The organism is Bradyrhizobium sp. AZCC 1610 (assembly GCF_036924515.1).
Classification (GTDB): domain Bacteria; phylum Pseudomonadota; class Alphaproteobacteria; order Rhizobiales; family Xanthobacteraceae; genus Bradyrhizobium.
The window spans coordinates 5,793,184-5,816,825 of the sequence record NZ_JAZHRR010000001.1 but is presented as its reverse complement, the minus strand read 5'-3'; the positions used below and the strand labels follow the sequence as shown (position 1 = coordinate 5,816,825).

Below are 23,642 nucleotides of genomic sequence, written 5' to 3'. Positions count from 1 at the left end.
TCATCGCTGTGATAGTGTCGTCGCTTGCATTGCGTTCAATTCACCTTGACCACCGCCGGCGGCTTCCATGAGCCGTTGATGATGGAGGGTGAAGTATCCTTCGGCCAGTACATCCGCATCATGGGGAGGAAGTCACCCTTCGGTGCCGGCAACCAGTTTGCTTCCTTGTCTTTGCCCGGCGACTCGTTCTGGAAGTAAAGCGTCAGCGATCCATCCGCGTTGGGCTTCGGATTGTCGCGTGGGCTAACCGTGAACTTGTTCAGCGTGTTCGGGACGAACCACCAGCCCTGATCGATCAGGTACATGGTGATCGACCAGAAACCGTTAACCGGCGGTGTCTCGTCCTTGGCGAAGGTGAGCGTATATTTATTCGCACCGGTCAACTTCTGTCCGGTGGAGTCGACCTCCGTATATGGATAGACCGCGTCCTTCTCCTGGTTGGCGGGCCAGCCAAAGGCCGCGACCGTGGCACGCTTCAGATAGTCTGCGGGGCCATAGGTACCGAGCCCCTTAGACACTACCCAGCCGTTTACGATCTCGCCCATGCTGTTCTTGTTGCCCTCGATCTTCTTCAGGGCTGTCTGCGGAATGTCCTTCAGCGCCGCCTGCACCGCAGGGTCGAGCTTGCTCAACTCGAACGGCTTGCCAGGCACGATGCCGATTTTCACGATACCTGCGAGTATTGCGGCGTCATGCGCTGCCGGCGGAGCGTCTCCGCCCATCAGCTTGGCCATCAGGTTGAAATAACCCTCCGTTCCCATGCCAAGAATGACCGTCTGTGGCTTGTCGGTCATGCTGAAGCCGGGATTTGGATTCACCGGCGGCGTCACGGGCGTATACGGCTTGCCCCAGGCCGACAGCGGCGTGATCTTGTACTGCGCCTGCAGCGCGTTGACCGCTTTATAATCTTGCTCGGTGCCGTCGGCATAGGTGCGGCCCAGAATGACCATGTAGCGCGTCGCGACTGGGAAGTGCTTCGTCCCTTCCGGAACCACGCCTTTCCAGCCCGGGCCAGTAAACACGTAGTTGGCAGCCTTTCCGTCGGCTGTGCGCTTGCTCGGCGATGACTCGGAGTCCGACATCCAAAGATCGGTCACTTCGAACAGATAAAAGCGGCTGCCCATGTCTGGGTGACTGAAGACCTGCGGTTCGCTGAGATCGAGCCACGCGACTGAATACAGCGTGTCCGCATTGGGTGCGGAAACGCCGCGGTAGTCCGCTGGCGGATAACGGGGAACGTTAACGAACTGTCCCGTTGGACTTGTGAAGCCCTCCACCTTCGGCACATTACTCATCTGGACGCGCGTGACTTCGGTCGTGATCAGCGAATAGCCGTAGATGTAAGCGTCTTCGGCGATCTGCCGCGCCTCCGCTGGAGACAGAGTTTGGGCCTTTACAGGCAGTGTCAGCGCGAAGCCTGATGCGGCAGCCAGGCCGCTTGCGAGAGCTGCATAAACGAACGATCGTCTGGTCGATTTCATAGCGAATTCCTTTCTGAGGACATTCGATCGCGATGGAAAGCGGAGTCGATGGAACACGGGGAAGCGAGCGCTTCCCCGTGTGTTCATTCGCTTCAGTAACAGGGCGGATAAGGATAATAGCCGCAGGCCGGACGGGCGTAGGGGTGGTAGTACGCAGCCGCTCCATATGCGGCGGCGCCAGCGGCGCCGGCATACATGGCGCCGCGAAATGCCGAACGGCGGGCGACACCGGCAAACGACATCGGCGTGAACGGCCGGCCGATGATATCGATAAAGAGTGCGGCCCCGCCGTCCGCGCCGGTGATATCTCCCTCGAGGGTCTGAACGTTGAACGTCAGCTTGTCGCCTTCGAGCTTCGGGTTTTTCAGCACGACGACGGCGTCCTTCACTAAACCGTCCTTGCCGAACACGGACAAGGTTGCGTTCGGCGGGTTCTTGGCAAAACTGTCGTCGCCCGATCCCCATTCCGCGATCACGTCGGCCGTGGGCTGGTGGCCGGCGGATCGCACCGGACGGTCGGCAAATATGATCGCGCTGGGTGTTACGCCGGTCAAAGTGAGAGTGTCGCCCTGCCACGTCGCGCCGCGGGAGTTGAGCACGAACAGCGAGGGTACGATCTCGGGCTTGGCTGCCGCGGAAGGCGTGCCGATCGTCTTCATGGATGATGGCGCCGCAGCAGTTTGAGCGAATGCTGCTGCCGGGCTGACCAACGCCGTCACGACGAGCAGTCCCGCAACCTGAACCAGTCTTGCACAATTCATGTTTGCGTCTCCTGTTGCAACCCTGGTGGCTGCCGATCGAATGATCTGCGTGGCAGGTCACGCTTGGCGGCAACTATGGAAACGCTTCATGGCAGCGGCTATGCAAAAACCAGCCAAACGAAAAATAATGGCACGGAAGGCGATGCATACGCCGTGCCGATTTTGCATAGCGCGGCGCCGCGAACGTCCTATTAAAGAGATTTGGCATCAGCGAATGACGGGGCCGCGCCATGGTTATTATCCTGTGCCTCTACGTGGCTGCGATGTGGGCGGTATTCTCGAAGTTCAAGCTTGTTCGCTGGGGCTGGCTGTCGGGGACGGTCTCGATCATCATCGGGGCGTTCATTCTGGCGACATTTCTGGCGCTTTTTAACTATCTCACCCCGTCGGGGCGCGTGACGGTGACCGGCCGCGTGGTGGAAGTGACGCCGAATGTGACAGGACAAATTGTCGCGATCCCGGTCAAGCCGAACGTGCCGGTGAAGGCCAACGACGTGCTGTTTCAAATCGACCCGGCGCCGTTTCAGTACAAGGTCACGCAGTTGCAAGCCTCGCTCGCCGGCGCAAAGCAGCAGGTCGAGATCCTGAAATCGAATTACGATCAGGCGACCGCGAATGTTGCGGGGCTCACTGCACAGGTCGCCTACAACAAAAAGCGCCTTGCCGACATCCAGACGCTTGCAGCGGATATGGCAAACACGGAATTTCAGGAGCAGGATAAGCAAGTCCAGTACGAGACGGTGTCGGCGCAGCTGGTTGCGGCCAAGGCGGCGCAGCAGAGCGCCAAGCTCGCGCTGGATTCCGAGATCGGCGGCGTCAATACCACGGTCGCGCAGCTTCAGGCGCAACTCGACAACGCAAAATGGGAATTGTCGCAGACGGCCGTCCGCGCGCCTGCCGATGGCTACGTCACCGTCGTCGCTTTGGCGGTTGGCGACAGGGCGCTGCAGGCGCGCTCGGCGATGTCGTTCATCATCGAGAACGAGATCACGCTGGTCGGAATGTTTTCGCAGAACGGCTTTCAGACCATCAAGGAAGGCGCGCCCGTCGATATCGTTTTCGACAACGTTCCGGGCCGCATCTATCACGCGAAGATCACGGCTATTCCGAAGGGCATCGGTCAGGGGCAGGTCGCGGTGTCGGGAACGCTCGCGCGCACCACTGCGCTCGGCGGTGCGACGGTGTTTCCGGCTGTCATATCGATACCCGACGGGATGAGCCGCGACCAGCTCCGGCTGGGGATGTCCGGCAGCGCCACCGCCTTTGCCGGCAACGCGGGCGTGATCGGTCTTCTGGCGTCCATTCTGGTGTGGGTGAATTCCTACACGGCATATCTCTAGCCGGGCCAGACGCAAAATGGTCAGGATGCGTGAAAAAGCGCGCGTCTTTAGATTGTGCTGCAAGATTCCGATAATCAATTTAAGCGAGCCTGCGGAGGGCTTGGCTATGATGAAAGCCGCCCGATGAGCCCGTGCAGGATGATGCGGGTGCAACCGGGCCATGTGTTACTGGCTGTTCTAATTTGGAAATTGAGCGATGCAGAAAGTAATTGAATTTCGTGGCCCGAAGCCTGAAGCGGTGTCGGAGCCGCTGGCGGCGCCGCCATCCATCGAACCGATACTGGCGGTGGTCGATTCATTGTCCCGCACCCTCGATTGCATCAAGACCATGTGCGCGACCGAGCCGATCGGACCGATCCGCGACAAGCTGGAGACTGAACGGGCAAATCTTGTCATCGGGCTTTTCGTCGCCCGGGTCGCCGCGATGCGGCTGTCTTCCGGCGAGCCCGCGCCCGGCGTCTAGTCAAGCGGGCCGAGCAGCTCCTCATACCGCCGTTCGATGCGCTCGTAACAGTCGCAGGAGACGGCGTGCAGCCCCTCGGTATCGAGGATGGAAATGCGGCCGCGGCCGATCTGAATGAGACCGGCATTCTGCAGGGTGCGCTCGACCAGGTTGATGGTGGTGCGCTGAACCCCGAGCATCTGCCCGAAGAACTCCTGGGTCAGGCGGATGTCGTTGCTGCCCAGCCGCTTCCGGCACTGCAGGAGCCAGCGCGCCGCCCGGTTTTCCACCTGGTGCAGCGCCTGGCAGGCGGTCGATTGCTGCGACTGTGCCAGCAAGGAGAGATCGAACAGCGCAACGGTCTTTCGAAAGCTTTCGTTCTCCCGTCCGACCCGATGAACTTCCGCGGCAGGGATGCGGACGGCTTCGCCGGCGACCTGCACGATCGCATCCGCGAACGACGTCGTGATGCCGTGGATGGAGGAGGATCCGATCATGCCCTCGCGACCGACGATGGAGGTCTCGGCGGTCCCGCCCTGCTCGGTGCTGGCGAGGACGGAAATAATGCAGGAGCGCGGGAAATAGGCGAACTCGATATCCAACGAGGAGCCGTGGAGCAGTTCGCCATGTTCGACCGCAATCGTCCGCATGTGCGGTTTCAGCAGGGCCAGCGCTGAAGCATCCAGCTTACTCAGGAGGTGATTTTCAGCGGCCACGAGGAGCTCCAGCGCGAAGATAGGCGGGAGCTTCAACTCTCTCTGTCACCGATGCCTAGGACTGTAATCCGGCGATAGACCCACAGTGGGCGCAAGTAACGGCAATAGCTAATTAATTCGGGACTGATAGTCGGGTATCGGACACTTCAGCGGATATATTTGCAGCCACTATGCCAAGTGTCGGGTATTGGACGGATCGAATGGCGTTTTCACTAGTTAGTTAAGGCTTTGTGAATGGCTGTCGGCACGCGGAGTGCTAAACCGCCGACAGGTTCAACCCAACGCTGGTGAATGTCATGCTAGCCCCGGAAAAACCCCCTCCAGAGCTTTTGCCGATGCGCCCGCGTTGCCCCGATTGTGAGGCGCGGATGATCACCTCTGCCGTCTCGGATGGGTCGGAAGGCCTGGAGCAACGTACGTTCGAATGTCCAAAATGCGGCCACACCGAAACCAGGACGGTGGCGTACGATCCACTCGAATCCAGCGCCGTTGGCTGGATCAAGGGCGAATTGCGGCCCCCCAAATGACGGGCGCATTCGTCTAAGCCGCGCTGCCCTTCCATAGCCGGACCAGCGGGCCATCTTCTCCCCGCACCGGATCGGTCTTCGGTGGCTTCACTTGCGGGATGGTCTTCAGCGCCTTCGCATGGTTCTCCGGCGTCGGCCGCGTGATCTGCATCGGCGGTCCCGGCGGATAGGCGCCGACCACGCAGAAATCAACGCTTGCCGAGATCAACTGGTGGCCGGTCCCCGCGGGCAGGATTGCGACGTCGCCGGCGGAAATTTCCAGCGCCTTGCCGTGGTCACCGCCGAACTGCACACGCGCATGTCCACGGGCGACGCCGAGCGCCTCATGCACGGTCGAATGGTAGTGCAGATAATCGTAGACGCCGTTGCGCCACATCGCGCCCCAGCCATTGGCGCCGAACAGTCCCTCGACGGTCTTTTCGGGGTGATCGTTCGCAACGTCGACCGCGCCCTTGTAGACCAGGAACGGCATCGGGTTGTTGGGCACCAGGCCATCGTCCTCGAAGATGAAGGTGAGCGGTTCGATATCGGCGCTGACGACGGACATGGGCTTCCTCCGAAATCGTAGGGTGGGCAAAGCGAAGCGTGCCCACCACCAAGCACTCCGCAAGCAATGGTGGGCACGCTTCGCTTTGCCCACCCTACAAGATCAAACCAAAGCCAGCGCCTCACGTTCCCTTTGGAATCTCGAAAACCAGACACGTCGTCGTCGCATGCGCGAGCAGCCGGCCCTTGGCATCGGTAATGCGCGCCTCCGCGGTGGCGTGGCCGGTCTCGGCGGTGGAATCGAACGGCTCCACGTTCTGCATGATCGGCGGCGCCGGCAATCTGCCGTCAAAGATGGCGCGGACGAAATCGAGGCCCGACATCGACGCCATAACATGCGTCGGCGTCACGCCGTACTCGATATCAGGGGCGGGTTTGTCGCGTATGGGGTTGGTTCCTGCCACGAACTATGATGGTCATCATACTAAATCAGGTGGGATTAAGCCAGTGCCTTCGATACATATCAGGTGTCATGCCCGGACTTGATCCGGGCATCCATCACTCTTCAAAAAGATGGATTGCCGGGTCAAGCCCGGCAATGACGAGTGTGGCCTACGCCCGCTTGTTCGCCCGCATCAGATCGGCGAACCGCTTGAACAGATAGTGCGAGTCGCGCGGGCCCGGCGAGGCCTCGGGGTGGTACTGCACCGAGAACACCGGCTTGCCCTTGAGCTCGATGCCGCAATTGGAGCCGTCGAACAGCGAGATGTGGGTCTGCGTCGCGCCCTCCGGCAGCGTCGCCTGGTCCACGGCAAAGCCGTGGTTCATGGAAGTGATCTCAACCTTGCCGGTGGTCTCGTCCTTGACCGGATGATTGGCGCCGTGATGGCCCTGATGCATCTTCACGGTCTTGGCGCCGACGGCGAGGCCCAGCATCTGGTGGCCGAGACAGATGCCGAAGGTCGGCGTGCCCGAGGAGATCACCTCACGGATGACCGGGACGGCGTATTTGCCGGTCGCGGCCGGATCGCCCGGGCCGTTGCTCAGGAAAACGCCGTCCGGCTTCATCGCCAGGATGTCTTCGGCCGACGTCGTTGCCGGCACCACCGTGACCTTGCAGCCTTCACCGGCGAGCAGCCGCAAAATATTGCGCTTGATGCCGTAGTCGATCGCGACCACGTTGAACTCCGGCTCGCTCTGCCGGCCAAAACCCTTTTCCCAGACCCATGGCGTCTCGTCCCAGGTGAAGCGCTGGCCGGAAGTTACCATCGGCACCAGGTCCATGCCTTCGAGGCCCGGCCATTCGCGCGCCTCCTCCTTCATCCCGTGCAGGTCGAATTCGCCGCTCTTCGAGTGCGCTATGACCGCGTTCGGCATGCCCTTGGAGCGGATCAGCGCGGTCAGCGCGCGGGTGTCGATGCCGGAAAGGCCGATGATGCCGCGGGCGCGCAGCCACTGATCGAGATGCTTTGTGGCGCGGTAGTTCGAAGGATCGGTGATGGCGGTGCGCAGGATCACGCCGCGCGCGCCTGGCGTCGCCGCCATGTTCACCGTCTCGATGTCTTCCTCGTTGGTGCCGACATTGCCGATATGCGGGAAGGTGAAGGTGATCAGCTGCCCGGCATAGGAGGGATCGGTGAGGATCTCCTCATAACCGGTCATCGCGGTGTTGAAGCAGACTTCGCCGACGGCGTGGCCTTCCGCGCCGAGGCCAAATCCCTCCAGCACGGTACCGTCGGCAAGCACGAGGAGCGCGGTCGGTTTGTGGTCCGGCCAGGCTGAGGCGTTTACAGATGTTGTCATGAGCGCACTTCATAGTCGCAAGCGACCCCGCGCGTCAAAGCCGGAAGGCCAAGAAAAGCAAGGGATTCACATGCGTTTGCCGCATATTTGACAGCCGGTTCTGCCGGCCCCAGCCGGTTTGGGCCAAATCGGCCTGAAACGGGTCCCCTAGCCGCAGTAGGCCACTTTCGTCCACCAAGGCAGCAGGAAGACGATCACGGCAGCAAGATCAAGCGGGTAGAGCAGGAGCAGTTTGGTCTTCAGGGATATAGGCCGCGCGTTCGGCGCAGGAGGGTCGCCCGGATGGACCTCAAGATGATCGAAGTTTGCGTTCCAACCCAACCGGTATGTCAGGAAAGAAACCACGTCGTAGGCGAGCGGATACATAAAAACGGTCAGGAGTACGCCCGCAGCGGCGATCGCCAGCCACGACGGTGCGGCTTCAATGCGATGATCGCCAAGAGCTTCGCACGAAAGGGGGGCAAAACGGCTTGCCCAAAGCACCACAAGACACAATACCAGCGCAGCAAACTGCTTTTCGACCTTCATGCCAGTCCTTATATAGGCCGAGAGGATTAACCGAGCGTCTCTGGGCGAGACCTAATTCTCTGCATTCTCAGCGAGGAAACCATGCTGCGCGACGACATTAACAATGCGGTCAAAGACGCGATGAGGGCCAAGGACGAGCGCAAGCTCTCCACGCTGCGCATGGTCAATTCGACCATCAAGAACGCCGATATCGCCGCGCGCGGGGAGGGCAAGCCGCCGCTGTCGGACGCCGACCTGCTCGGCGTGTTTCAAAAGATGATCAAGCAGCGCCAGGAATCGGTCGAGCTTTACGACAAGGGCGGCCGCGCCGAATTGGCTGCGCAGGAGCGCGAGGAGATCGCGGTGATCTCCGCCTATCTGCCCAAGCAGATGTCGGAGGAAGAGATGAAGGCTGCGATCACTGCCGCCATCGCCGAGACCGGCGCTGCCGGCATGAAGGACATGGGCAAGGTGATTGGTGTGTTACGCGCGAAATTCGCCGGGCAGATGGATTTCGGCAAGGCCAGCGGCATGGTGAAGGCGGCGCTGACGGGATGATCGTCCGTAGCCCGGATGGAGCGAAGCGAAATCCGGGATCAGTCGGGCCGTGTTGTGAGATGGCCCCGGATTGCGCTTGGCTCCATCCGGGCTACGGCACTGAAAGCAGACGTCGCGTTGCTCGCGGCTTCAGTCGCAGACGCGCTCCCTGCGCGTGATCCTGCGGCCGTCGTCCCGTTCAATCGTCCTAGTTTCCCAGTGGCAGCGTTGTCGCGGGCCGACGGTGACACCGCCTGGGCCGACGCCAACTGTAGTGTCGGAGTCGTACCGGCGACGGTCCCTATAATAACGGTCGTCGCGGTCCCGCCCGACCTGAACATCGACGCCGACTTGGGCCATTTTGACGCCTTGCTTGACGTCTTGGGCCTTGGCCGGAGTAACGAGCGGGGCAGTCGTCAGCACAGCTGCGGCTGCCGCCACGGCAAAAGCGATCTTCATCATGTGGGGGCCTCCCTGGCTTGATCTGGAGGTTCAACGGGCACGAACACCTAGGGTTCCACCGGGGCCCCCACCTTAAGCTGCTCGATCACCGGCGGCGGCCAAGCTGACCTCTCCGCACACACCGTCAATGATGTCCTGGAACCGCAGGGCGTCGGCGTGATTATCAAGACATCGCACCACGGCATGACGACGCATGCGGCGTGCACCTCGTGACCCGCCGCATGCTGGGCTGCTTTCGCGACAACGCGCTGACCCGTCAGGAATTTTTGGGAATGGCGACATAGCGCAACGAGAGCGGAGGACGACATGGCCGATCAGCAAACGCCTCCCGCCGGTCCCGATCTTTCAAAGGGCATCCCCTTGTCCAAATTCGCCGGCGAGACCTTGCTCGGCCATGTCGGCAACGATGAAGTGGTGCTGGTGCGTTCGGGATCGGAGATCTTTGCGATCGGCGCCCATTGCAGCCATTATCACGGGCCGCTGGCCGAGGGCCTCGTGACCGGCGAGGGCATCCGCTGTCCCTGGCATCACGCCTGTTTCGATTTGCGCACCGGCGAAGCCACCCGGGCGCCTGCGCTCAATCCAATCGCAGTCTGGAAGGTCGAGCAGGAAGACGATCGCATCTTCGTTCGGGAAAAGCGTGAGCAGCCCAGGCCGCAGGCGAAGCCTGCCACCGATGTGCTCGGCCAAATCGTGATCGTCGGCGGTGGCGCGGCGGGCTTTGCCGCAGCCGAAATGCTGCGGCGGCAGGATTATCGCGGCAGCATCGTGATGCTGAGCAACGAGGCGGCGGCGCCGGTAGACCGGCCGAACCTGTCAAAAGACTATCTCGCCGGCAGTGCGCCGGAGGATTGGCTGCCGTTGCGGCCGGATGATTTCTACGCCGAGGCGAAGATCGACCTGCGGCTCAACACCGAGGTCACGTCAATCGACATCAACGCACGCCATGTCGTCACGGCCGGCGGTGAGACCATCCCCTACGACCGCTTGCTGCTGGCGACCGGCGCCGAGCCGGTGCGCCTGCCGATACCGGGCGTGGATCAGCCTCATGTTCACGTGCTGCGCTCGCTGGCGGATTCCCGCGCCATCATTGCGTTGGCCGATGGCGCCCAGCGCGCGGCTGTGATCGGCGCGAGCTTTATCGGGCTCGAAGCCGCGGCGTCGTTGCGCGCCAGAAACGTCGAGGTCCACGTCGTCGGGCTGGAGCAGCGGCCGATGGAGCGCGTGTTGGGGCCGGAGTTGGGCGACTTCGTCCGCGCCCTGCACGAAGAGCATGGCGTCATCTTTCATCTTGGTGACACCGTCACCGCGATCGACGGCAAACGCGCGATGCTGAAGAGCGGTGGCGCGATCGAGGCCGATATCGTGGTGGTAGGCGTCGGCGTGCGTCCCCGTCTTGGATTGGCCGAAAAGGCGGGGCTGGCGATCGATCGCGGCGTCGCCGTCGATGCCTATCTCGAAACCAGCGTCCCCGGCATCTATGCCGCGGGTGATATCGCGCGCTGGCCCGATCCGCATTCCCGTGGGAACATCCGCGTCGAACATTGGGTGGTGGCAGAGCGTCAGGGCCAGACTGCGGCGCGAAACATGCTCGGTCAGCGCGAGCCGTTCGATGCCGTGCCGTTCTTCTGGAGCCAGCACTACGATGTGCCGATCAATTATGCCGGACACGCCGAGAAATGGGATGAAATAACCGTGGACGGCAACATCGCCGGCAGGGATTGCCTGCTCCAGTACAAGCGCAACGGCCGCGTCCTCGCAGTCGCCTCGATCTATCGCGACGTTGCAAGCCTCAAGGCAGAGGTTGCGATGGAAAAGGCGATGTTACTTTAAGTCAGGGCAACAAAGCCTTTCCCGTCGTGCCGGCCTTGTGCTGAGCGCCCACGTCTTTAAACTTGCCGATAAGCAAGAACGTGGATGGCCGGGAGCGCAGACAAGTGTACGTAGTCTGCGCAAAAGCAGACTACTATGCCCGGCCATGACGAGGGACGGAAACAACAGACGCCATGCTCACCGAAGCCTCGACCTACGACGAGCTCTACCGCAATTTCCGTTGGGACATTCCCGCGCGCTTCAACATGGCGACCGCGTGCTGCGACCGTCACGCCGACGGCTCCGGCCGTCTCGCGCTTGTTTATGTCGATGAGGACGGCGCGACCACGCGCACCTCGTTCGACGAGGTCGCGGAAGCCTCGCGCCGTTTTGCCAACGTCCTGAAAGCCGATGGCCTGGTGCGCGGCGACCGCGTCGCGGTGTTTCTTTCGCAGTCCCTTGAATTGCCGATCGCCCATCTCGCGGCGTTTCGCTCCGGCATGATCTCGATCCCGCTGTTCGCGCTGTTCGGCGAGGACGCGCTGGAATTCCGCCTGTCGAATTCCGAGGCCGAGGCGATCGTGACGGATGAAGCAGGCTGGGCGAAGCTTGCGAAGATCCGCAACCGTCTCCCAGCGCTTAGGAATATCTACGTTATCGGCGGCAAGCCGGCTGCAGGCACAAAGCCGTTCTGGGCGTCGTTGAAAGCCGCATCGCCGGATTTTACGACTGTCGACACCTCGGCCGACGATCCCGCATTGATCATCTACACCTCGGGCACCACAGGTAATCCAAAGGGCGCGTTGCACGCCCATCGCGTCGTGCTCGGCCATCTGCCGAATGTCGAGATGTGCCACAATTTTCTGCCCCGCCCCGGCGATCTCATGTGGACGCCGGCCGACTGGGCCTGGATCGGCGGGCTGATCAACGCCCTGCTGGCATTCTGGTATCACGGCATTCCGCTGGTCGGCCACCGCGCGCGCAAATTCGAGCCGCAGGCGGCGATGGCGATGATGGCCGAGCTTTCGATACGCAACGTATTCCTGCCGCCGACCGCGCTGAAACTGATGCGGCAGGCCGGCGTCAAAAATCCCGGCGTCAAACTGCGCAGCATCTTCACCGGCGGTGAATCGCTCGGCGGCGAATTGCTCGGCTGGGTGCGCGAAACTTTTGGCATCGATGCGCATGAAGTGTTCGGCCAGACCGAGTGCAATCTCGTGATCGGCAGCAACTCCAACCTGTTTCCGATTCGCGCCGGCTCGATGGGCAAGGCGACGCCGGGCTTCGATGTGCGCATCGTCAACGACAAGGGCGAGGAATTGCCGAAGGGTGAGCGCGGCATCATCGGCGTGCGGCAGCCCTGTCCGTGCACCATGATCGAATACTGGAAGAACCCTGAAGCAACCGCCAAAAAATACGCCGGCGAATTTTTGCTGACCGGCGATCTCGGCGTGCAGGATGAGAACGGCTATTTCTGGTACGTCAGCCGCGAGGACGACGTCATCACCACCGCCGGCTACCGCGTCGGTCCCTCCGAGATCGAGCACACGCTGATGAAGCATCCGGCGGTGGCAATGTCGGCGGTGGTCGGCATTCCCGATCCGATCCGCACCGAATCCATCAAGGCGTGGATCGTGCTGCGCCCGGGCTTTGCGGCGAGCGATGAACTGGCGCGCGAGATCCAGGAGTTCGTCAAGGTGCAGCTCGCTGCACACGAATATCCGCGCTTCGTGCAGTTCGCCGACACGCTGCCGATGACAGCGACGGGAAAAGTGCTGCGGCGTGAGTTGCGGGCGCTGGGGTAGGGAGCTCTCACCGTCGTCCCTGCGAACGCAGGGACCCATACCCACCGGCGGTAATGATTTTACACGCCGGTAGTTATCTTTCTTCTCCAACAACAACAGCCGCGGAGTATGGGTCCCTCCTTTCGCAGGGACGACCATGGCTACGGCGTCCCGATGCCCAGCTCCTTCAGCGCGGCCAGCATCCGTTCCGGCGGCTGCATCTTGATCGCCAGCGCTTGGCCGGTTTCCAGCAGGCTCTTCAGGCTCGACAGGATCGCCGGCCAGCCGACGCGGCCACCGGACAGGATGTCGTCGCTGATGTCGCGGTCGTGCGATTGCAGCATCGTCAGCTTGACGACGTCGCCGGCCTGCTCGATCTCGTAAGTGACGAGTGTCGTCCCGAGCTTTTCCACCAGCGCCGGCCAATTGACGTTGAAGGTAACGGTGAGCTTCCTTGGTGGTTCGCACTCGATGACCTCACCCGAAATATGCAAGGCGCCGTCCGGCGTGCGCATGATGAAGGCGCCGCCGATCCTCTGATCGACTTCGACCGCATGGCCGGAAAAATATTGTCGGCTGGACTCGGCGCTGGTCAGCGCCTCCCACACCGTCTCGGGCGTGGAAGCGATGTAGATGGTATAGACAATGGCGGGCTTGAAATTCTCAATGTTCATGACGCGCCCTCGATGCCGAGCGCGGAAACGGGAATTTCCAGCGCGGTTCCGGATTCCAGCAGGCTCTTGAGGCTGGACATAATGGCCGGCCATCCCTTGGAGATGCCGTCCAACAGCTTGCTGCCCTCTGCAAAACCCTCATGCGTGAGCGTCAGCTTCACGAAGCTGCCGTGCTGTTCGATATTGAACACGACCTTCGAAGGCTTCTCGTTGCGGTATGCCTCGTTGGTCACATGCTTGAAAGTGTAGGAGAGTCGCCGCGGCCGATCGGCCTCGAGAATCTCTCCGGTATCGGTCGTGGTGCCGTTCATGACCAGCGCCAGCGGCGAGCCGACCTTCCAGTCGGATTTCAGCTCGGTGCCGAACCAGTAGCGTTTGGAGAATTCGCTGGACGTCAGTGCCTCCCACAATTTCTCCGGCGTGGTCTCGATATAGGTGACGTAGACAAATTCCGGCTTACTCATCACGCTTCTCCAGTTGCCGTTTCAACTCGCTGAGCGCGGCAAGTTTCCCGCGCTCGAATTTCTTGATCCAACGTTCGCCGATCTGATGGATCGGGACGGGGTTGATGTAATGCAGCTTCTCGCGGCCATGCCGGAGCGTGCTGACGAGGTTGGCCGCCTCGAGAATCCCAAGGTGTTTGGTGACCGCCTGCCGCGTCATGGCGAGGCCGTCGCAGAGTTCGTTCAGCGTCTGTCCGTTTCTGGCGTGAAGCCTGTCCAGCAGCGAGCGCCGCGATGCATCGGCAAGCGCTTTGAAGACCTCATCCATGGTTCGGATAATAGGCAACCGAATGGTTGCATGTCAAGGGCGTGTTTTGGGCGCAGCCCACCGCTGTGTTATCGTGCGCTCAGCCAGCGCAGATTGGCCTTGAACAGTCGGGGTGGAACATGAGCGGTCACCTTAAACTCGCAGCCTCGTTCTCGATTCTTTTCCTCGCATACTCAGGCATCGCTTGTGCGCAGCAACAAGTGATCGGCGCGCCGCCCGAAGCGCTCAACATGAAGCTCGTTGGAACCAGCGACCTGCAGGCGCGCAGCGCCTATCAGCCGACCATCCATCATCAGGGCGACCGCTGGATCGCCTATATCGGCCATCACGGCGGCAGCGACGATATTCCGGCGCCGGTCAATCCGCAGACCGGCAAGGCCGAGCCGAACGGCACGTCGATCGTCGATGTCACCGATCCCTCGCAGCCCAAATATCTGCGCCATCTCCCGGGCCAGGACGGCAAATATGAAGCCGGCGGCGCGCAGATGGTGCGGATCTGTGACGGCAAGGCGCTGCCGAAGGGCGATCGCAACGCGGTCTACATGCTGCGGACGTTCGGCGGCGAGGCGCATGAGATCTGGAACGTCGCCGATCCCGCCAATCCCGTGCTAATCATGCGGATTGCCGGATTAAAGGATACGCACAAGAACTGGTGGGAATGCGACACCGGCATTGCCTTCCTGGTATCAGGCGCGCCGGACTGGCGCACGCGCCGCATGACGCAAGTCTATGATCTCTCCGATCCCGCGCATCCGCAGAAGATCCGCGATTTCGGCCTTCCCGGCCAGGAGCCCGGCTCGACCGGCGCAGTGCCGACCGAACTGCACGGACCGATCTCGACGGGCCCTTCCGGCAACCGGGTCTATTTCGGCTACGGCACCAACAAGGGCGGTATCCTGCAGATCGTCGATCGCGAGAAACTGCTGGGCGGCCCCAGGGAGCCGACAACGGACAATCTGCGCTCGCCGGAAATTGCACGGCTGGCGATGTCGGCTTTCAATGGCGCGCACACGACGTTTCCGATGCCGGGCATGCCGATTGCGGAATTCACGCGCGACAAGGACGGCAAGACCCGCGACATCGTGATGATCGTCGATGAGGCGATCTTGAACGAATGCAACGAGCCGCGGCAGATGGTGTGGTTCGCCGATATCACGGTCGAGAACCGGCCGATGATGATCTCGAGCTATACGGTGCCGGAGGCGAGCGGGGCGTTCTGCGAGCGGGGAGGGCGGTTCGGCGCGCATTCCTCCAACGAAAGCATGGCGCCGGTCTTCTACAAGAAGATGGCGTTCATATCCTTCTTCAATGCGGGCGTGCGCGCGCTCGACATTCGCGATCCCTATCATCCCACTGAGGTCGGCTATTTCATTCCGGCGATCACGGCGGCGACCGACAAACGCTGCGTCAAGATCGACGGCAGGGATCGCTGCAAGGTCGCGATCCAGACCAACAATGTCGAGACCGACGAGCGCGGCTACATCTATATCGTCGACCGCGCCAATACCGGCCTGCACATTCTGGAGCTGACCGGCCCGGCGCGCGCCGTCGCCGGCCTTCGTTGAGGACGCCGGCGATGCGTCGCTGGCCGGTCATTGTGTCAGCCATCGTGGCGCTCGGTGCGCTGTCGGGCGCTGCGGCCTATCAACACGTCGCGCCGGGCCAAGATGAACAGAAAGGCGAGTGGCAGGAGATCGCCTGGCCGTTTCCCCGCGATGGTTGGCCCGCAGGCAAGGCCTTTCGCTGCGGCGTGGCTACGTGCGGCGGCGAGGTGGAGCTTTACCTGCGGCCGAAGATGGGTTTCTGCAACTGCGATCGCGGCGTCACCGACGACGACGAGGTCGATCGCGTCGCCGATCTCGATCTGATGAGCCAGCATTTTGCGCCGCTCGCGCCTGGCGATATTGTTCGGCTCGCCGATATGCCCGGCCGGATCAGGGCCTATGACCTCAAAATGCCCGACGGTTCACCGCACATCGCCGTCGGCGTCGCGGTCTCGCGCCGCTGCGATCTCCTCGTCGCGGTCGCGCGCGGCCGGGGTGACGCTTCCGAGGTGCGGCGCGCGGCGCTGGCGTTTCTGGCAACCGGCGAAATGACGCGCTGGATGACGGCTGCGATGGAAGGGCGTTGAAATATCTCCGTCATGCCCGGGCAAAAGCGCGAAGCGCGTCTTCGCGCCAGATATCCCGGCCATCCACGTCTTTTTATCGGTCGCGCTTTGCGATAAGACGTGGATGGCCGGGCATAGGCGAGCGGAAGCGACGCCGTCCTTCAGACGGCTATGCCCGGCCATGACGTTTCTCTCACCGGAATCTCCCCATGTCCCTTCAAGCCTATCTCGCCTTTGTCGCTGCCTGCATCGCGCTGGCGCTGTTGCCGGGTCCGGTGGTAACGCTGTTGATCGCCAACGGCCTGCGGCATGGCACCCGCGCGGCGCTGATCAATTGCGCCGGCGCGCAAACCGGCCTCGCCATCGTGATCGGTATCGTCGCGGTCGGCCTGACCTCGCTGATGGCGACCATGGGCTACTGGTTCGACTGGGTGCGCTTTGCAGGCGCCGCCTACCTCATCTGGCTCGGTATCAAGCTGATCCGTTCGCCGGTCGAAGGTGTCAACGCTGACGAGCCACCACCGCCGCCACGCGGCGGGTTTTTCCTGCAGGGATTTCTGGTGCTGCTCTCTAACCCGAAGGTGCTGGTGTTCTTCGGCGCCTTCATTCCGCAGTTCATGGACATGGAGAAGGACCACCTTCCGCAGGTGGCGCTGCTCGGCATCACCTTCATGGTGATCGCCGCCTCGACCGACGCGGTCTACGCGCTGTTGGCCGGCCGGGCGCGATTGTTCTTCTCCAAGCAGCGCACGCGGCTGCTGTCGCGCGTCTCCGGCGGCTTCATGATCGGTGGCGGTATCTGGCTGGCGCTGACGCGGGCAAAGTAAATCCGCTGGCGCTGTTGAACCCGCGACGGCGGCGGCACGTCTAATCCAGCGCCGTCGTTGGGGGATGACCGATGCCCGATCTGCCGTGGTTCGTCTATGCGATGCTGCTCGCCCCGCTCGGGCTGATCCTCGCCGCCGCCACCTACAAGTCGCTGCAGGTGCGCGCCGCGCGCGAATGGCCGTCGACCGCCGGCAAGGTGGTGGTCTCGAAAGCCGAGGTGCGCAAGGTCAAGGTGATCGATGGCGACCGGGAGGAGGGGCATCGCTTCGAGGAGCGCAACTTCGCCGACATCGTCTACGAATATTCGGTTGCGGGCAGGAAACTGCGCAACAACCGCGTCAGCATCGGCGAGGACCTTGGAAATTTCCAGGTCGCCGAAACCATCGCCAAATATCCGGTCGGCGCTGTCGTTACCGCTTTTTACAATCCGCTGCATCCGGACCAGGCGGTGCTGGAGCGCGACCTGCCGAAGGGTATGTGGGGTTGTCTCGGCATCGGCACCGCGATCGTGCTGGCGATCGTGTTCGGCTCGGCGGTCGGCCTGCATCAGATCACCGAGTTCGTCTCGACGCGGCTCCCACACCCGGAAAATTCTGCAGCGGCCGTTGCCTTCGGCGCTTTCGGCACCGCCGTGGCGCTGTTTGCGCTGGTCCTGCATCGGCATGCATCGCTGGCGATGAAATGGCCTGTCGTGACGGGCGCGATCAAGCTTTCCGACATCGAGCAGTACCGCGCTGCGCCTAAGGATGGACGGTCGCGCGGCCAGACCATGTATCAGCGCAGGGTGTCTTACATCTACAAGTACAACAATCTCACCTACACCAATACGCATGCGACGCTTGCGAGCAGCGTCGCGTCCACCTCGAGTTGGCTAGTTCGCAAATCCACCACTGATTACAAGAACGGTGCCAGCGTGAAGGTCCGGGTCAACCCTGATAATCCATCGCAGGCCACGCTCGAGCCGCGCACGGGCTTCGTCTGGCTGCTATGGCTCGCCGCCGCAGCGATCTGGGGCGTGGCGTATTACGCCGCCGTCCACGGCTAGGCGTACAATAATTGCCGCGCCCGCATCATGTTTTCGACCTCGCCAAGAATCCGCGCAAGCCGCTCCGCCCACGCCTTCTCTCCGGCGGGATCGCCGATCAAATCCTGGCGGATTTCGATTCCCGTGTTCATCAACCCGCGTGCCTCGCCGTGCACGGGGATGGTGTAGTCGGTCTCGTCGCTGACTGCATAGGGTTCGTTGTCACCGACCACGAGATCGCCCTCGGCGCGCAGCAGCTTTAGCAGCAGCGGCGGCAGATGCGTGTCGCGATGATAGAGCGTGCCGATATGCCAGGGCCGCGCGATCCCGGCATAGACGGGCGTAAAACTGTGCAGCGACACCAGCACCGTCGGCATATCGGCGCTCGCGCGCTGGTCGATGATCTCGTCGATGCGCCGGTGATAGGGATCGAAGATCTGCGCGCGTCGTATCTCGGCGGCCTCGCGCGAAATGCCTTCATTGCCTGAAATCGTCGTGGCCTCGCTGATGCGCGGGATCGCGCTTGCGACATGGGGCGGGCGGTTGCAGTCGATGACGAGTCGCGAATAGCGCTGCACGATCAGATGGGCGTTGAGATGCGCCGACAGCGCCTCCGCGACGCCGGCAATCCCGATGTCCCAGGCGATATGGCGCGTCAATTCACTCTCCGGCAGGCCGAGGTCGCCGAGCACGCGCGGAATGAGCCTTCCGTAATGGTCGCAGGTCAACAGGAACGGCGACCGTCCCGCTGCGTTAAACTCGCGGACCGGAGGAACATCTTCGGAGCTGAGGAGGAGGGTTGTGCTGGCGGCGGCGTCCAAAGCGTTTTCCTTACAGCGGTGCCTATCGAAACGGCACCCCGATCTACAATTGAGCAGGATTTGGTCTAGATCAGACGTACCAGAATCGACGATTGTTTGACGATGCCGCTCCTGACCATCAACCACAAGACCGTTTATCGCTACACCCGCCCGGTCGCGTTCGGCGAGCACCGCATCATGCTGCGGCCGCTGCCGGGCCATGATTTGCGGATACGCGCAAGCCACCTCGAGATCGAACCGAAGCCGATGCAGCTGCGCTGGATCCACGACGTGTTCGGCAACACCGTCGCGATCGCGACCTTCGACGAGCGCGCCGATACCTTGTCGTTCACGGCGACCGCCACCGTCGAGCACAATCCGGCGGAAGAGTTCGCGCTGACCGCGGACGATCCCGCTCATTTCTATCCGTTCCTCTACGACGACGAGGAATTTCCCGACCTGTTGCAGTTCGTCACGCCGCAATATGGCGATCCCAATGGCGAGCTGTCGGCCTGGGCGCGAAAATTTCTCGACGCCGAGGGGCCGACGCCGACCTTCAACATCCTGAGCGGCATGACGCATGGCATTCGCGAGGCCTTCAATTATCGCAAGCGCCACGAGCAGGGCACCCAGCATCCGCTCGACACGCTGCAGACCGGATCCGGCACCTGCCGCGACTATGCGCTGTTCATGATCGAGGCGCTGCGCCGGCTCGGCATCGCCGCGCGATTTGTGTCCGGCTACATCTTCATTCCCGGCGACGGCGCGCATGGTCATGTCGGCGGCGGCTCGACGCATGCCTGGGTGCAGGTCTATCTGCCGAGTGCGGGGTGGATCGAGTTCGATCCGACCAATGGCATCGTCGGCACCCGCGATCTCATCCGGGTGGCGGTGGCGCGCGATCCGCGCCAGGCGGTCCCGCTGCACGGGACGTATCTCGGCCCAACCGATGCGTTCGCCGGCATGGAGGTCGATATCAGCGTCGTCTCGGCCGGCGAGGCGACAGCAGCGCAACACGGGGAACAGCAGGCGGAAAAGGTCTGACCCATGGAGAGATGCCGCCGACGTCGCGCTGTCCACGAGTTTCGGGCGGATTGATCTGGTGAAGTTTTTCGTCATCAGCGACGAGGTCGTGCCGGCTTGATCCCGGGCGCATTGACGGGATAACTGCGCGCATGATTTCAGATCGTCTGTTCGTCTACGGCACGCTGATGCGCGGCTTCGACCATCCGATGGCGCAGCTTTTGTCGCGCAGCGCGGATTTTTTGGGCGCAGCCACCTGCCGCGGCCGGCTCTACCTCATCAAGCATTATCCGGGGCTGGTGCTCTCGGATGACGCCGGCGACGTCGTGTTCGGCGAACTGTATCGCCTGCGCGACCGCGACGCGCTGCTCGGCGAACTCGACATGTATGAAGCCTGCGGCGCAGGCTTTCCGGAACCGACCGAATATATCCGCCGCATGCTGTCCGTGACGCACGCGGACGGCGCGGCCGGCGAAGCGTGGACCTATGTCTATAACTGGCCGGTCACCGGCCTGCCACAGATCGCCTCGGGCAAGTTTCTGGAGCAGTAGCTCTCTTGTCCCGGACCAGGTGCGGCGCGTAGCGCTGCGCCGCAGAGCCGGGACCCAAGGCCACGCCTGTTATGCCGCAAGAGTGGGCCCCGGCGTAGCAGCGCATCGCTTTCGCGCTGCGCAGCATCCGGGGCACGAGAATCAAACACCCGCATCCAGCCGCTCGCGCTCCATGCGGATATCCACCTCGCGCTCGACATAGCGCCATTCCTCAGTGGCGCGCAGCGTGTGGACCAACTCCTCGAACCTGTCAGCATCGGCGGGCGCGTATTCGAACCAGGTCAGGAAGTCGAAGGGCTCGCCGAGATCGCGGCAGTGATAGAGCTGACGGGCGACCGTCGGCAGATATTTCAGGCTCGCCGCAATGTGGTGCGATCTGTCCTCAAAAATCTGCCGCCGCTCTTCCTGCGTCAGCTCCCACCACGCCGCCGATTTCTTGATCGGGATCAGCGCGGCGCAGGTTGCCTCGGGGCGGCCGATCTCGGCTCGAACGGCATCAAGCCGTTTCTTTTCGTCGCGCTCGGTATAGCGCAGGTGGCTGGCGACGCCGGCCAGCCGCCAGGAGGTCGGCGAGGGCAGGATCGGCAGCGCGATCGATAGCGAATGCACGACCGACAGGGCCGGCGTCGGCGAAAGCGACGCGCCCCTGACCGGCCCGAACCGCGTCACCCGCCACGCCCCGCTATGGCCGCCCCGGAAAACCGTGAACATGGAGGTATGGAAGCCCGGAACGGGGATGGGTTCAAGCGGAGTCGACGCCGCATACTACGTCATGCCCGGGCTTGACCCGGGCATCCACGTCTTTCTTGCTGGCGATGCCAAAGACGTGGGTGGCCGGGACATAGGCGAGCGGAAGCGACGCCGTCCTTCGGACGGCTATGCCCGGCCATGACGAAGGAGGGATTGTGCCGCTTCCGGCCCTGTGAATAGCCGGGAGAAGCCCGACAACCTTCGTATTTTCCCGGCGCATCCCTATATCGATGATCGGTTGGCAACCGCCACGACTCAGGCAAAAACTCACCCCATGCGCTTCTCGCCTCAATTCCTCGACGAACTGCGCGCCCGGCTTCCGGTCTCGGAAGTCGTGGGCCGCCGCGTCAAGTTAAAGAAGGCGGGGCGGGAGTTTAAGGGGCTGTCGCCGTTCCAGCAGGAGAAGTCGCCGTCGTTCACGGTCAACGACCAGAAGGGCTTTTACCACGACTTCTCCTCCGGCAAGCATGGCGACATCATCTCGTTTTTGATGGAGACCGAGGGCGTCGGCTTCGCGGAAGCCGTCGAGCGCCTTGCCGCGATGGCCGGCATGGCGCTGCCGGCGGCGACCCCTGACGCCGCGCGGCACGAGCAGCGCCGCAAGACGCTCCATGACGTAATGGAACTCGCGGCAAAATTCTTTGCCGACACGCTGGCGTCGCGTAACGGCGCCAAGGCGCGCGGCTATCTCGGCGACCGCGGCATTTCTCCGGCGACGCAGCTGCAGTTTCGCCTTGGCTATGCGCCGCCGGATCGTTTCGCGCTGAAGGAGCATCTGGGCGCACAGGGCATTTCGACCGAGGACATGGTGGAGGCGGGGCTGCTGGTGGCGGGCGAGGACAAGCCCGTTCCGTTCGATCGTTTCAAGGATCGCGTGATGTTTCCGATCACCGATGCGAGGGGCCGCGTCATCGCCTTCGGCGGCCGCGCGCTGGAAAAGGACGTTCCGGCAAAATACCTGAACTCGCCGGAAACACCGCTGTTTCACAAGGGCGACAATCTCTACAACCTGTCAACCGCGCGGCAGGCGACGCATAACGGCTCGCCATTGATCGTGGTCGAAGGCTATGTCGACGTCATCGCCATGGTCACTGCGGGCTTTGGTGGCGCCGTCGCGCCGCTCGGCACGGCGCTCACCGAAAACCAGCTCGCGCTGCTCTGGAAGATGGCGGACGAGCCGATCCTCTGTTTCGACGGCGACCGCGCCGGGCAAAAGGCGGCCTATCGCGCCGCCGACCTGGCGCTGCCTGCTCTCCTTCCCGGCAAGAGCCTGCGCTTTGCGCTGCTGCCGGAAGGCCAGGACCCTGACGATCTCGCGCGCTCAGGTGGGCGCGGCGCGATCGAGGAAGTGATATCAGCCGCGCGTTCGCTATCTGACATGCTCTGGTCGCGCGAGATCGAGGGCGGCAGTTTTGCCACGCCGGAGCGGCGTGCGGCGCTGGAAGCGCGGATTGGCGAACTCAGTAACGGCATTCGTGACGAGGTCGTGCGGCGTTACTATCGCCAGGATCTGGCCGAGCGCCTGCAGCGCACTTTTGCGCCGGACGGCGGCCGCGGCGGTTACGGCAGGGGCAATTTCCGCGGGGGAGGGGGAAGCGAATCAGGTCGCCGTTTTGCCCCGCGCAGCGGCTTCAACCAGGGCCCCGCTGGCCGATTCGCCGCCCGGGGCGGGCGCGGGCCGGGGGCGGGCACAAGCCCCGTGATCGCGTCCGGCCCCTACCAGGCGGCCAGCCCGCAGCTCGCGACCAGCCCGATCATGCGCGGCCAGCGCAGCGCCATGTCCCGCCGCGAGGCGCTGATTTTGCAGTCCCTGATCAATCACCCGTGGCTCCTGCACGACCATCTGGAGGAGGTGGCCGCGCTGGAACTGGCCCATCCCGAGGCAAATAAGTTGCGCGCCGGCGTTATCGCGGCCTTCGCCAACGACCATCACCATTCTCCTGACGTCGAGGAGCAGGCCGAGAAAATGCGGGCCGATCTTGAGGCGCGCGGATTAGGCGAGGTTCTTCAAAGGGTTGAGCGGGCGATCACGACCTCGGCCGTGTGGGGCACCAAGCCCGGCGCGGCGCGGGAAGATGTTTTGGCCACCTGGCAGCAACTCGTTGTCTTGCATCAGAAAACGCACGCCCTACTTAGGGAGAAGAAAGATGCCGAACTGGCGTTGGGCGATGAGCCCAGTGAGTCCAATCTGGCATGGCTTAAGGACGTGAGCGCCCGGCTGGAGTCGCTCGACGGCACGGAGGCCCTGATCGAGGGTTTTGGCGAGCTTTCGGGCCGGTTCCTGAAGAGCGTGTGATAAAAAAATGATGCGGACGGCGGCGGCCGTGCCCGCAAAAAGACTCGCCAAATCCATGGTTTGGCGGCAAAAACAGGGTTAAGCGAAGCTTAATAGTCCGAAGGTTACTTTAACGGCGCCGAAGGGCTATTGGCATAACACCGGCGATGGCGGTCAA

General features: G+C 62.5%; 25 protein-coding genes and 2 pseudogenes. 14 read left to right on the top strand and 13 right to left on the bottom strand.

Translation table 11 applies throughout. From position 1 onward, the window contains the following. Positions 1-35 precede the first annotated feature (35 nt). On the bottom strand, positions 36-1,481 hold the full coding sequence (locus V1279_RS28600; protein ID WP_334442817.1) for a DUF1254 domain-containing protein: 1,446 nt from the start codon (positions 1,479-1,481) through the stop codon (positions 36-38). 92 nt (positions 1,482-1,573) lie between these two features. After that, on the bottom strand, positions 1,574-2,242 hold the full coding sequence (locus V1279_RS28595) for a hypothetical protein (RefSeq protein WP_334442815.1): 669 nt from the start codon (positions 2,240-2,242) through the stop codon (positions 1,574-1,576). 230 nt (positions 2,243-2,472) lie between these two features. Between V1279_RS28595 and V1279_RS28590 the strand changes: the two genes are divergently transcribed. Both V1279_RS28590 and V1279_RS28585 read left to right on the top strand, forming a co-directional pair. Then, positions 2,473-3,582: an HlyD family secretion protein gene (locus tag V1279_RS28590; protein WP_334442813.1), complete on the top strand. Its 1,110-nt coding sequence runs from the start codon at positions 2,473-2,475 to the stop codon at positions 3,580-3,582. 196 nt (positions 3,583-3,778) lie between these two features. After that, complete coding sequence (locus V1279_RS28585) at positions 3,779-4,045, top strand: hypothetical protein (protein ID WP_334442811.1); 267 nt, start codon at positions 3,779-3,781, stop codon at positions 4,043-4,045. Here V1279_RS28585 and V1279_RS28580 read toward each other — a convergent pair. From V1279_RS28580 to V1279_RS28560, 5 genes are all read right to left on the bottom strand, one after another. Then, positions 4,042-4,740 carry a Crp/Fnr family transcriptional regulator gene (locus tag V1279_RS28580; protein WP_334442808.1) on the bottom strand — a complete coding sequence of 233 codons (699 nt, stop codon included), beginning with the start codon at positions 4,738-4,740 and terminating at the stop codon, positions 4,042-4,044. The genes V1279_RS28585 and V1279_RS28580 overlap by 4 nt on opposite strands. Before the next feature lie 540 nt (positions 4,741-5,280). After that, complete coding sequence (locus V1279_RS28575; protein ID WP_334442806.1) at positions 5,281-5,814, bottom strand: hypothetical protein; 534 nt, start codon at positions 5,812-5,814, stop codon at positions 5,281-5,283. A gap of 121 nt (positions 5,815-5,935) precedes the next feature. Further along, positions 5,936-6,145 carry a hypothetical protein gene (locus V1279_RS28570; protein ID WP_334446606.1) on the bottom strand — a complete coding sequence of 70 codons (210 nt, stop codon included), beginning with the start codon at positions 6,143-6,145 and terminating at the stop codon, positions 5,936-5,938. Between the two features lie 220 nt (positions 6,146-6,365). Beyond that, positions 6,366-7,556: a glutamine-hydrolyzing carbamoyl-phosphate synthase small subunit gene (gene carA, locus V1279_RS28565; RefSeq protein ID WP_334442804.1), complete on the bottom strand. Its 1,191-nt coding sequence runs from the start codon at positions 7,554-7,556 to the stop codon at positions 6,366-6,368. Between the two features lie 147 nt (positions 7,557-7,703). Next, complete coding sequence (locus V1279_RS28560; RefSeq protein WP_334442801.1) at positions 7,704-8,084, bottom strand: hypothetical protein; 381 nt, start codon at positions 8,082-8,084, stop codon at positions 7,704-7,706. Positions 8,085-8,165: 81 nt separating this feature from the next. Between V1279_RS28560 and V1279_RS28555 the strand changes: the two genes are divergently transcribed. Continuing rightward, the gene (locus V1279_RS28555) at positions 8,166-8,621 is read left to right on the top strand and encodes a GatB/YqeY domain-containing protein (RefSeq protein ID WP_334442798.1); all 456 of its coding nucleotides are present in this window, start codon (positions 8,166-8,168) and stop codon (positions 8,619-8,621) included. Between the two features lie 129 nt (positions 8,622-8,750). Here V1279_RS28555 and V1279_RS28550 read toward each other — a convergent pair whose 3' ends face one another. Then, positions 8,751-9,062, bottom strand: a complete 312-nt coding sequence (locus tag V1279_RS28550) for a hypothetical protein (RefSeq protein ID WP_334442796.1) — start codon at positions 9,060-9,062, stop codon at positions 8,751-8,753. Positions 9,063-9,176: 114 nt separating this feature from the next. Between V1279_RS28550 and V1279_RS28545 the strand changes: the two are divergent. The 3 genes and pseudogenes from V1279_RS28545 to V1279_RS28535 form a co-directional block, all read left to right on the top strand. After that, positions 9,177-9,346: pseudogene (locus tag V1279_RS28545) on the top strand (GTP cyclohydrolase I); the annotation flags it as partial. A 22-nt stretch (positions 9,347-9,368) separates the two neighbouring features. Next, positions 9,369-10,895 carry an FAD-dependent oxidoreductase gene (locus V1279_RS28540; protein ID WP_334442794.1) on the top strand — a complete coding sequence of 509 codons (1,527 nt, stop codon included), beginning with the start codon at positions 9,369-9,371 and terminating at the stop codon, positions 10,893-10,895. 173 nt (positions 10,896-11,068) lie between these two features. Further along, positions 11,069-12,679, top strand: a complete 1,611-nt coding sequence (locus tag V1279_RS28535; protein WP_334442792.1) for an acyl-CoA synthetase — start codon at positions 11,069-11,071, stop codon at positions 12,677-12,679. 140 nt (positions 12,680-12,819) lie between these two features. Here the strand turns inward: V1279_RS28535 and V1279_RS28530 are convergent, their stop codons facing one another. Genes V1279_RS28530 through V1279_RS28520 form a run of 3 tightly spaced genes read right to left on the bottom strand, consistent with a single transcriptional unit; the run spans position 12,820 to position 14,103 of the window. Then, positions 12,820-13,332, bottom strand: a complete 513-nt coding sequence (locus V1279_RS28530; protein ID WP_334442790.1) for an SRPBCC family protein — start codon at positions 13,330-13,332, stop codon at positions 12,820-12,822. After that, the gene (locus V1279_RS28525) at positions 13,329-13,796 is read right to left on the bottom strand and encodes an SRPBCC family protein (RefSeq protein ID WP_334442788.1); all 468 of its coding nucleotides are present in this window, start codon (positions 13,794-13,796) and stop codon (positions 13,329-13,331) included. Before V1279_RS28525 ends, V1279_RS28530 begins: the two co-directional genes overlap by 4 nt. Then, positions 13,789-14,103, bottom strand: coding sequence for an ArsR/SmtB family transcription factor (locus tag V1279_RS28520; RefSeq protein WP_334442786.1), 315 nt, complete (start codon positions 14,101-14,103; stop codon positions 13,789-13,791). The genes V1279_RS28525 and V1279_RS28520 overlap by 8 nt, the downstream gene beginning before the upstream one ends. A 119-nt stretch (positions 14,104-14,222) precedes the next feature. On the opposite strand from V1279_RS28520, the gene V1279_RS28515 reads away from it, so the two are divergent. The 4 genes from V1279_RS28515 to V1279_RS28500 all read left to right on the top strand — a co-directional run bounded on the left by V1279_RS28515 (position 14,223) and on the right by V1279_RS28500 (position 18,086). Beyond that, positions 14,223-15,668, top strand: coding sequence for an LVIVD repeat-containing protein (locus tag V1279_RS28515; protein ID WP_334442783.1), 1,446 nt, complete (start codon positions 14,223-14,225; stop codon positions 15,666-15,668). An 11-nt stretch (positions 15,669-15,679) separates the two neighbouring features. Beyond that, positions 15,680-16,234, top strand: a complete 555-nt coding sequence (locus V1279_RS28510; protein ID WP_334442781.1) for a hypothetical protein — start codon at positions 15,680-15,682, stop codon at positions 16,232-16,234. Positions 16,235-16,422: 188 nt separating this feature from the next. After that, positions 16,423-17,040, top strand: a complete 618-nt coding sequence (locus tag V1279_RS28505) for a LysE family translocator (RefSeq protein ID WP_334442779.1) — start codon at positions 16,423-16,425, stop codon at positions 17,038-17,040. 71 nt (positions 17,041-17,111) lie between these two features. Further along, positions 17,112-18,086, top strand: a complete 975-nt coding sequence (locus V1279_RS28500; RefSeq protein ID WP_334442777.1) for a DUF3592 domain-containing protein — start codon at positions 17,112-17,114, stop codon at positions 18,084-18,086. Here the strand turns inward: V1279_RS28500 and V1279_RS28495 are convergent. Further along, positions 18,083-18,886 carry an N-formylglutamate amidohydrolase gene (locus tag V1279_RS28495; protein ID WP_334442774.1) on the bottom strand — a complete coding sequence of 268 codons (804 nt, stop codon included), beginning with the start codon at positions 18,884-18,886 and terminating at the stop codon, positions 18,083-18,085. The two genes, V1279_RS28500 and V1279_RS28495, sit on opposite strands and share 4 nt — an antisense overlap. A gap of 102 nt (positions 18,887-18,988) precedes the next feature. On the opposite strand from V1279_RS28495, the gene V1279_RS28490 reads away from it, so the two are divergent. The 3 genes and pseudogenes from V1279_RS28490 to V1279_RS28480 all read left to right on the top strand — a co-directional run bounded on the left by V1279_RS28490 (position 18,989) and on the right by V1279_RS28480 (position 20,439). Next, the gene (locus V1279_RS28490) at positions 18,989-19,909 is read left to right on the top strand and encodes a transglutaminase family protein (protein WP_334442772.1); all 921 of its coding nucleotides are present in this window, start codon (positions 18,989-18,991) and stop codon (positions 19,907-19,909) included. A gap of 7 nt (positions 19,910-19,916) precedes the next feature. Then, a pseudogene (locus V1279_RS28485) lies at positions 19,917-20,009 on the top strand (transglutaminase family protein); the annotation flags it as partial. A 31-nt stretch (positions 20,010-20,040) separates the two neighbouring features. After that, complete coding sequence (locus V1279_RS28480; protein ID WP_334442770.1) at positions 20,041-20,439, top strand: gamma-glutamylcyclotransferase family protein; 399 nt, start codon at positions 20,041-20,043, stop codon at positions 20,437-20,439. A gap of 141 nt (positions 20,440-20,580) precedes the next feature. Here the strand turns inward: V1279_RS28480 and V1279_RS28475 are convergent, their stop codons facing one another. Continuing rightward, positions 20,581-21,150: a chlorite dismutase family protein gene (locus V1279_RS28475; RefSeq protein WP_334442767.1), complete on the bottom strand. Its 570-nt coding sequence runs from the start codon at positions 21,148-21,150 to the stop codon at positions 20,581-20,583. Between the two features lie 313 nt (positions 21,151-21,463). Here V1279_RS28475 and dnaG point away from each other — a divergent pair, with 313 nt between their 5' ends. After that, positions 21,464-23,485: a DNA primase gene (gene dnaG / locus V1279_RS28470; RefSeq protein ID WP_334442763.1), complete on the top strand. Its 2,022-nt coding sequence runs from the start codon at positions 21,464-21,466 to the stop codon at positions 23,483-23,485. The last annotated feature ends 157 nt before the right edge of the window (positions 23,486-23,642 follow it).

What these genes read in the sequence shown, in the direction of transcription:
- V1279_RS28490 (WP_334442772.1), top strand. Translation starts at nt 18,989, where the DNA reads ATGCCGCTCCTGACCATCAACCACAAGACCGTTTATCGCTACACCCGC.
- V1279_RS28500 (WP_334442777.1), top strand. Translation starts at nt 17,112, where the DNA reads ATGCCCGATCTGCCGTGGTTCGTCTATGCGATGCTGCTCGCCCCGCTC.
- V1279_RS28510 (WP_334442781.1), top strand. Translation starts at nt 15,680, where the DNA reads ATGCGTCGCTGGCCGGTCATTGTGTCAGCCATCGTGGCGCTCGGTGCG.
- dnaG (WP_334442763.1), top strand. Translation starts at nt 21,464, where the DNA reads ATGCGCTTCTCGCCTCAATTCCTCGACGAACTGCGCGCCCGGCTTCCG.
- V1279_RS28550 (WP_334442796.1), bottom strand. Translation starts at nt 9,062, where the DNA reads ATGATGAAGATCGCTTTTGCCGTGGCGGCAGCCGCAGCTGTGCTGACG.
- V1279_RS28525 (WP_334442788.1), bottom strand. Translation starts at nt 13,796, where the DNA reads ATGAGTAAGCCGGAATTTGTCTACGTCACCTATATCGAGACCACGCCG.
- V1279_RS28480 (WP_334442770.1), top strand. Translation starts at nt 20,041, where the DNA reads ATGATTTCAGATCGTCTGTTCGTCTACGGCACGCTGATGCGCGGCTTC.
- carA (WP_334442804.1), bottom strand. Translation starts at nt 7,556, where the DNA reads ATGACAACATCTGTAAACGCCTCAGCCTGGCCGGACCACAAACCGACC.
- V1279_RS28530 (WP_334442790.1), bottom strand. Translation starts at nt 13,332, where the DNA reads ATGAACATTGAGAATTTCAAGCCCGCCATTGTCTATACCATCTACATC.
- V1279_RS28520 (WP_334442786.1), bottom strand. Translation starts at nt 14,103, where the DNA reads ATGGATGAGGTCTTCAAAGCGCTTGCCGATGCATCGCGGCGCTCGCTG.
- V1279_RS28475 (WP_334442767.1), bottom strand. Translation starts at nt 21,150, where the DNA reads ATGTTCACGGTTTTCCGGGGCGGCCATAGCGGGGCGTGGCGGGTGACG.
- V1279_RS28535 (WP_334442792.1), top strand. Translation starts at nt 11,069, where the DNA reads ATGCTCACCGAAGCCTCGACCTACGACGAGCTCTACCGCAATTTCCGT.
- V1279_RS28505 (WP_334442779.1), top strand. Translation starts at nt 16,423, where the DNA reads ATGTCCCTTCAAGCCTATCTCGCCTTTGTCGCTGCCTGCATCGCGCTG.
- V1279_RS28585 (WP_334442811.1), top strand. Translation starts at nt 3,779, where the DNA reads ATGCAGAAAGTAATTGAATTTCGTGGCCCGAAGCCTGAAGCGGTGTCG.
- V1279_RS28590 (WP_334442813.1), top strand. Translation starts at nt 2,473, where the DNA reads ATGGTTATTATCCTGTGCCTCTACGTGGCTGCGATGTGGGCGGTATTC.
- V1279_RS28595 (WP_334442815.1), bottom strand. Translation starts at nt 2,242, where the DNA reads ATGAATTGTGCAAGACTGGTTCAGGTTGCGGGACTGCTCGTCGTGACG.
- V1279_RS28600 (WP_334442817.1), bottom strand. Translation starts at nt 1,481, where the DNA reads ATGAAATCGACCAGACGATCGTTCGTTTATGCAGCTCTCGCAAGCGGC.
- V1279_RS28560 (WP_334442801.1), bottom strand. Translation starts at nt 8,084, where the DNA reads ATGAAGGTCGAAAAGCAGTTTGCTGCGCTGGTATTGTGTCTTGTGGTG.
- V1279_RS28555 (WP_334442798.1), top strand. Translation starts at nt 8,166, where the DNA reads ATGCTGCGCGACGACATTAACAATGCGGTCAAAGACGCGATGAGGGCC.
- V1279_RS28540 (WP_334442794.1), top strand. Translation starts at nt 9,369, where the DNA reads ATGGCCGATCAGCAAACGCCTCCCGCCGGTCCCGATCTTTCAAAGGGC.
- V1279_RS28570 (WP_334446606.1), bottom strand. Translation starts at nt 6,145, where the DNA reads ATGGCGTCGATGTCGGGCCTCGATTTCGTCCGCGCCATCTTTGACGGC.
- V1279_RS28575 (WP_334442806.1), bottom strand. Translation starts at nt 5,814, where the DNA reads ATGTCCGTCGTCAGCGCCGATATCGAACCGCTCACCTTCATCTTCGAG.
- V1279_RS28515 (WP_334442783.1), top strand. Translation starts at nt 14,223, where the DNA reads ATGAGCGGTCACCTTAAACTCGCAGCCTCGTTCTCGATTCTTTTCCTC.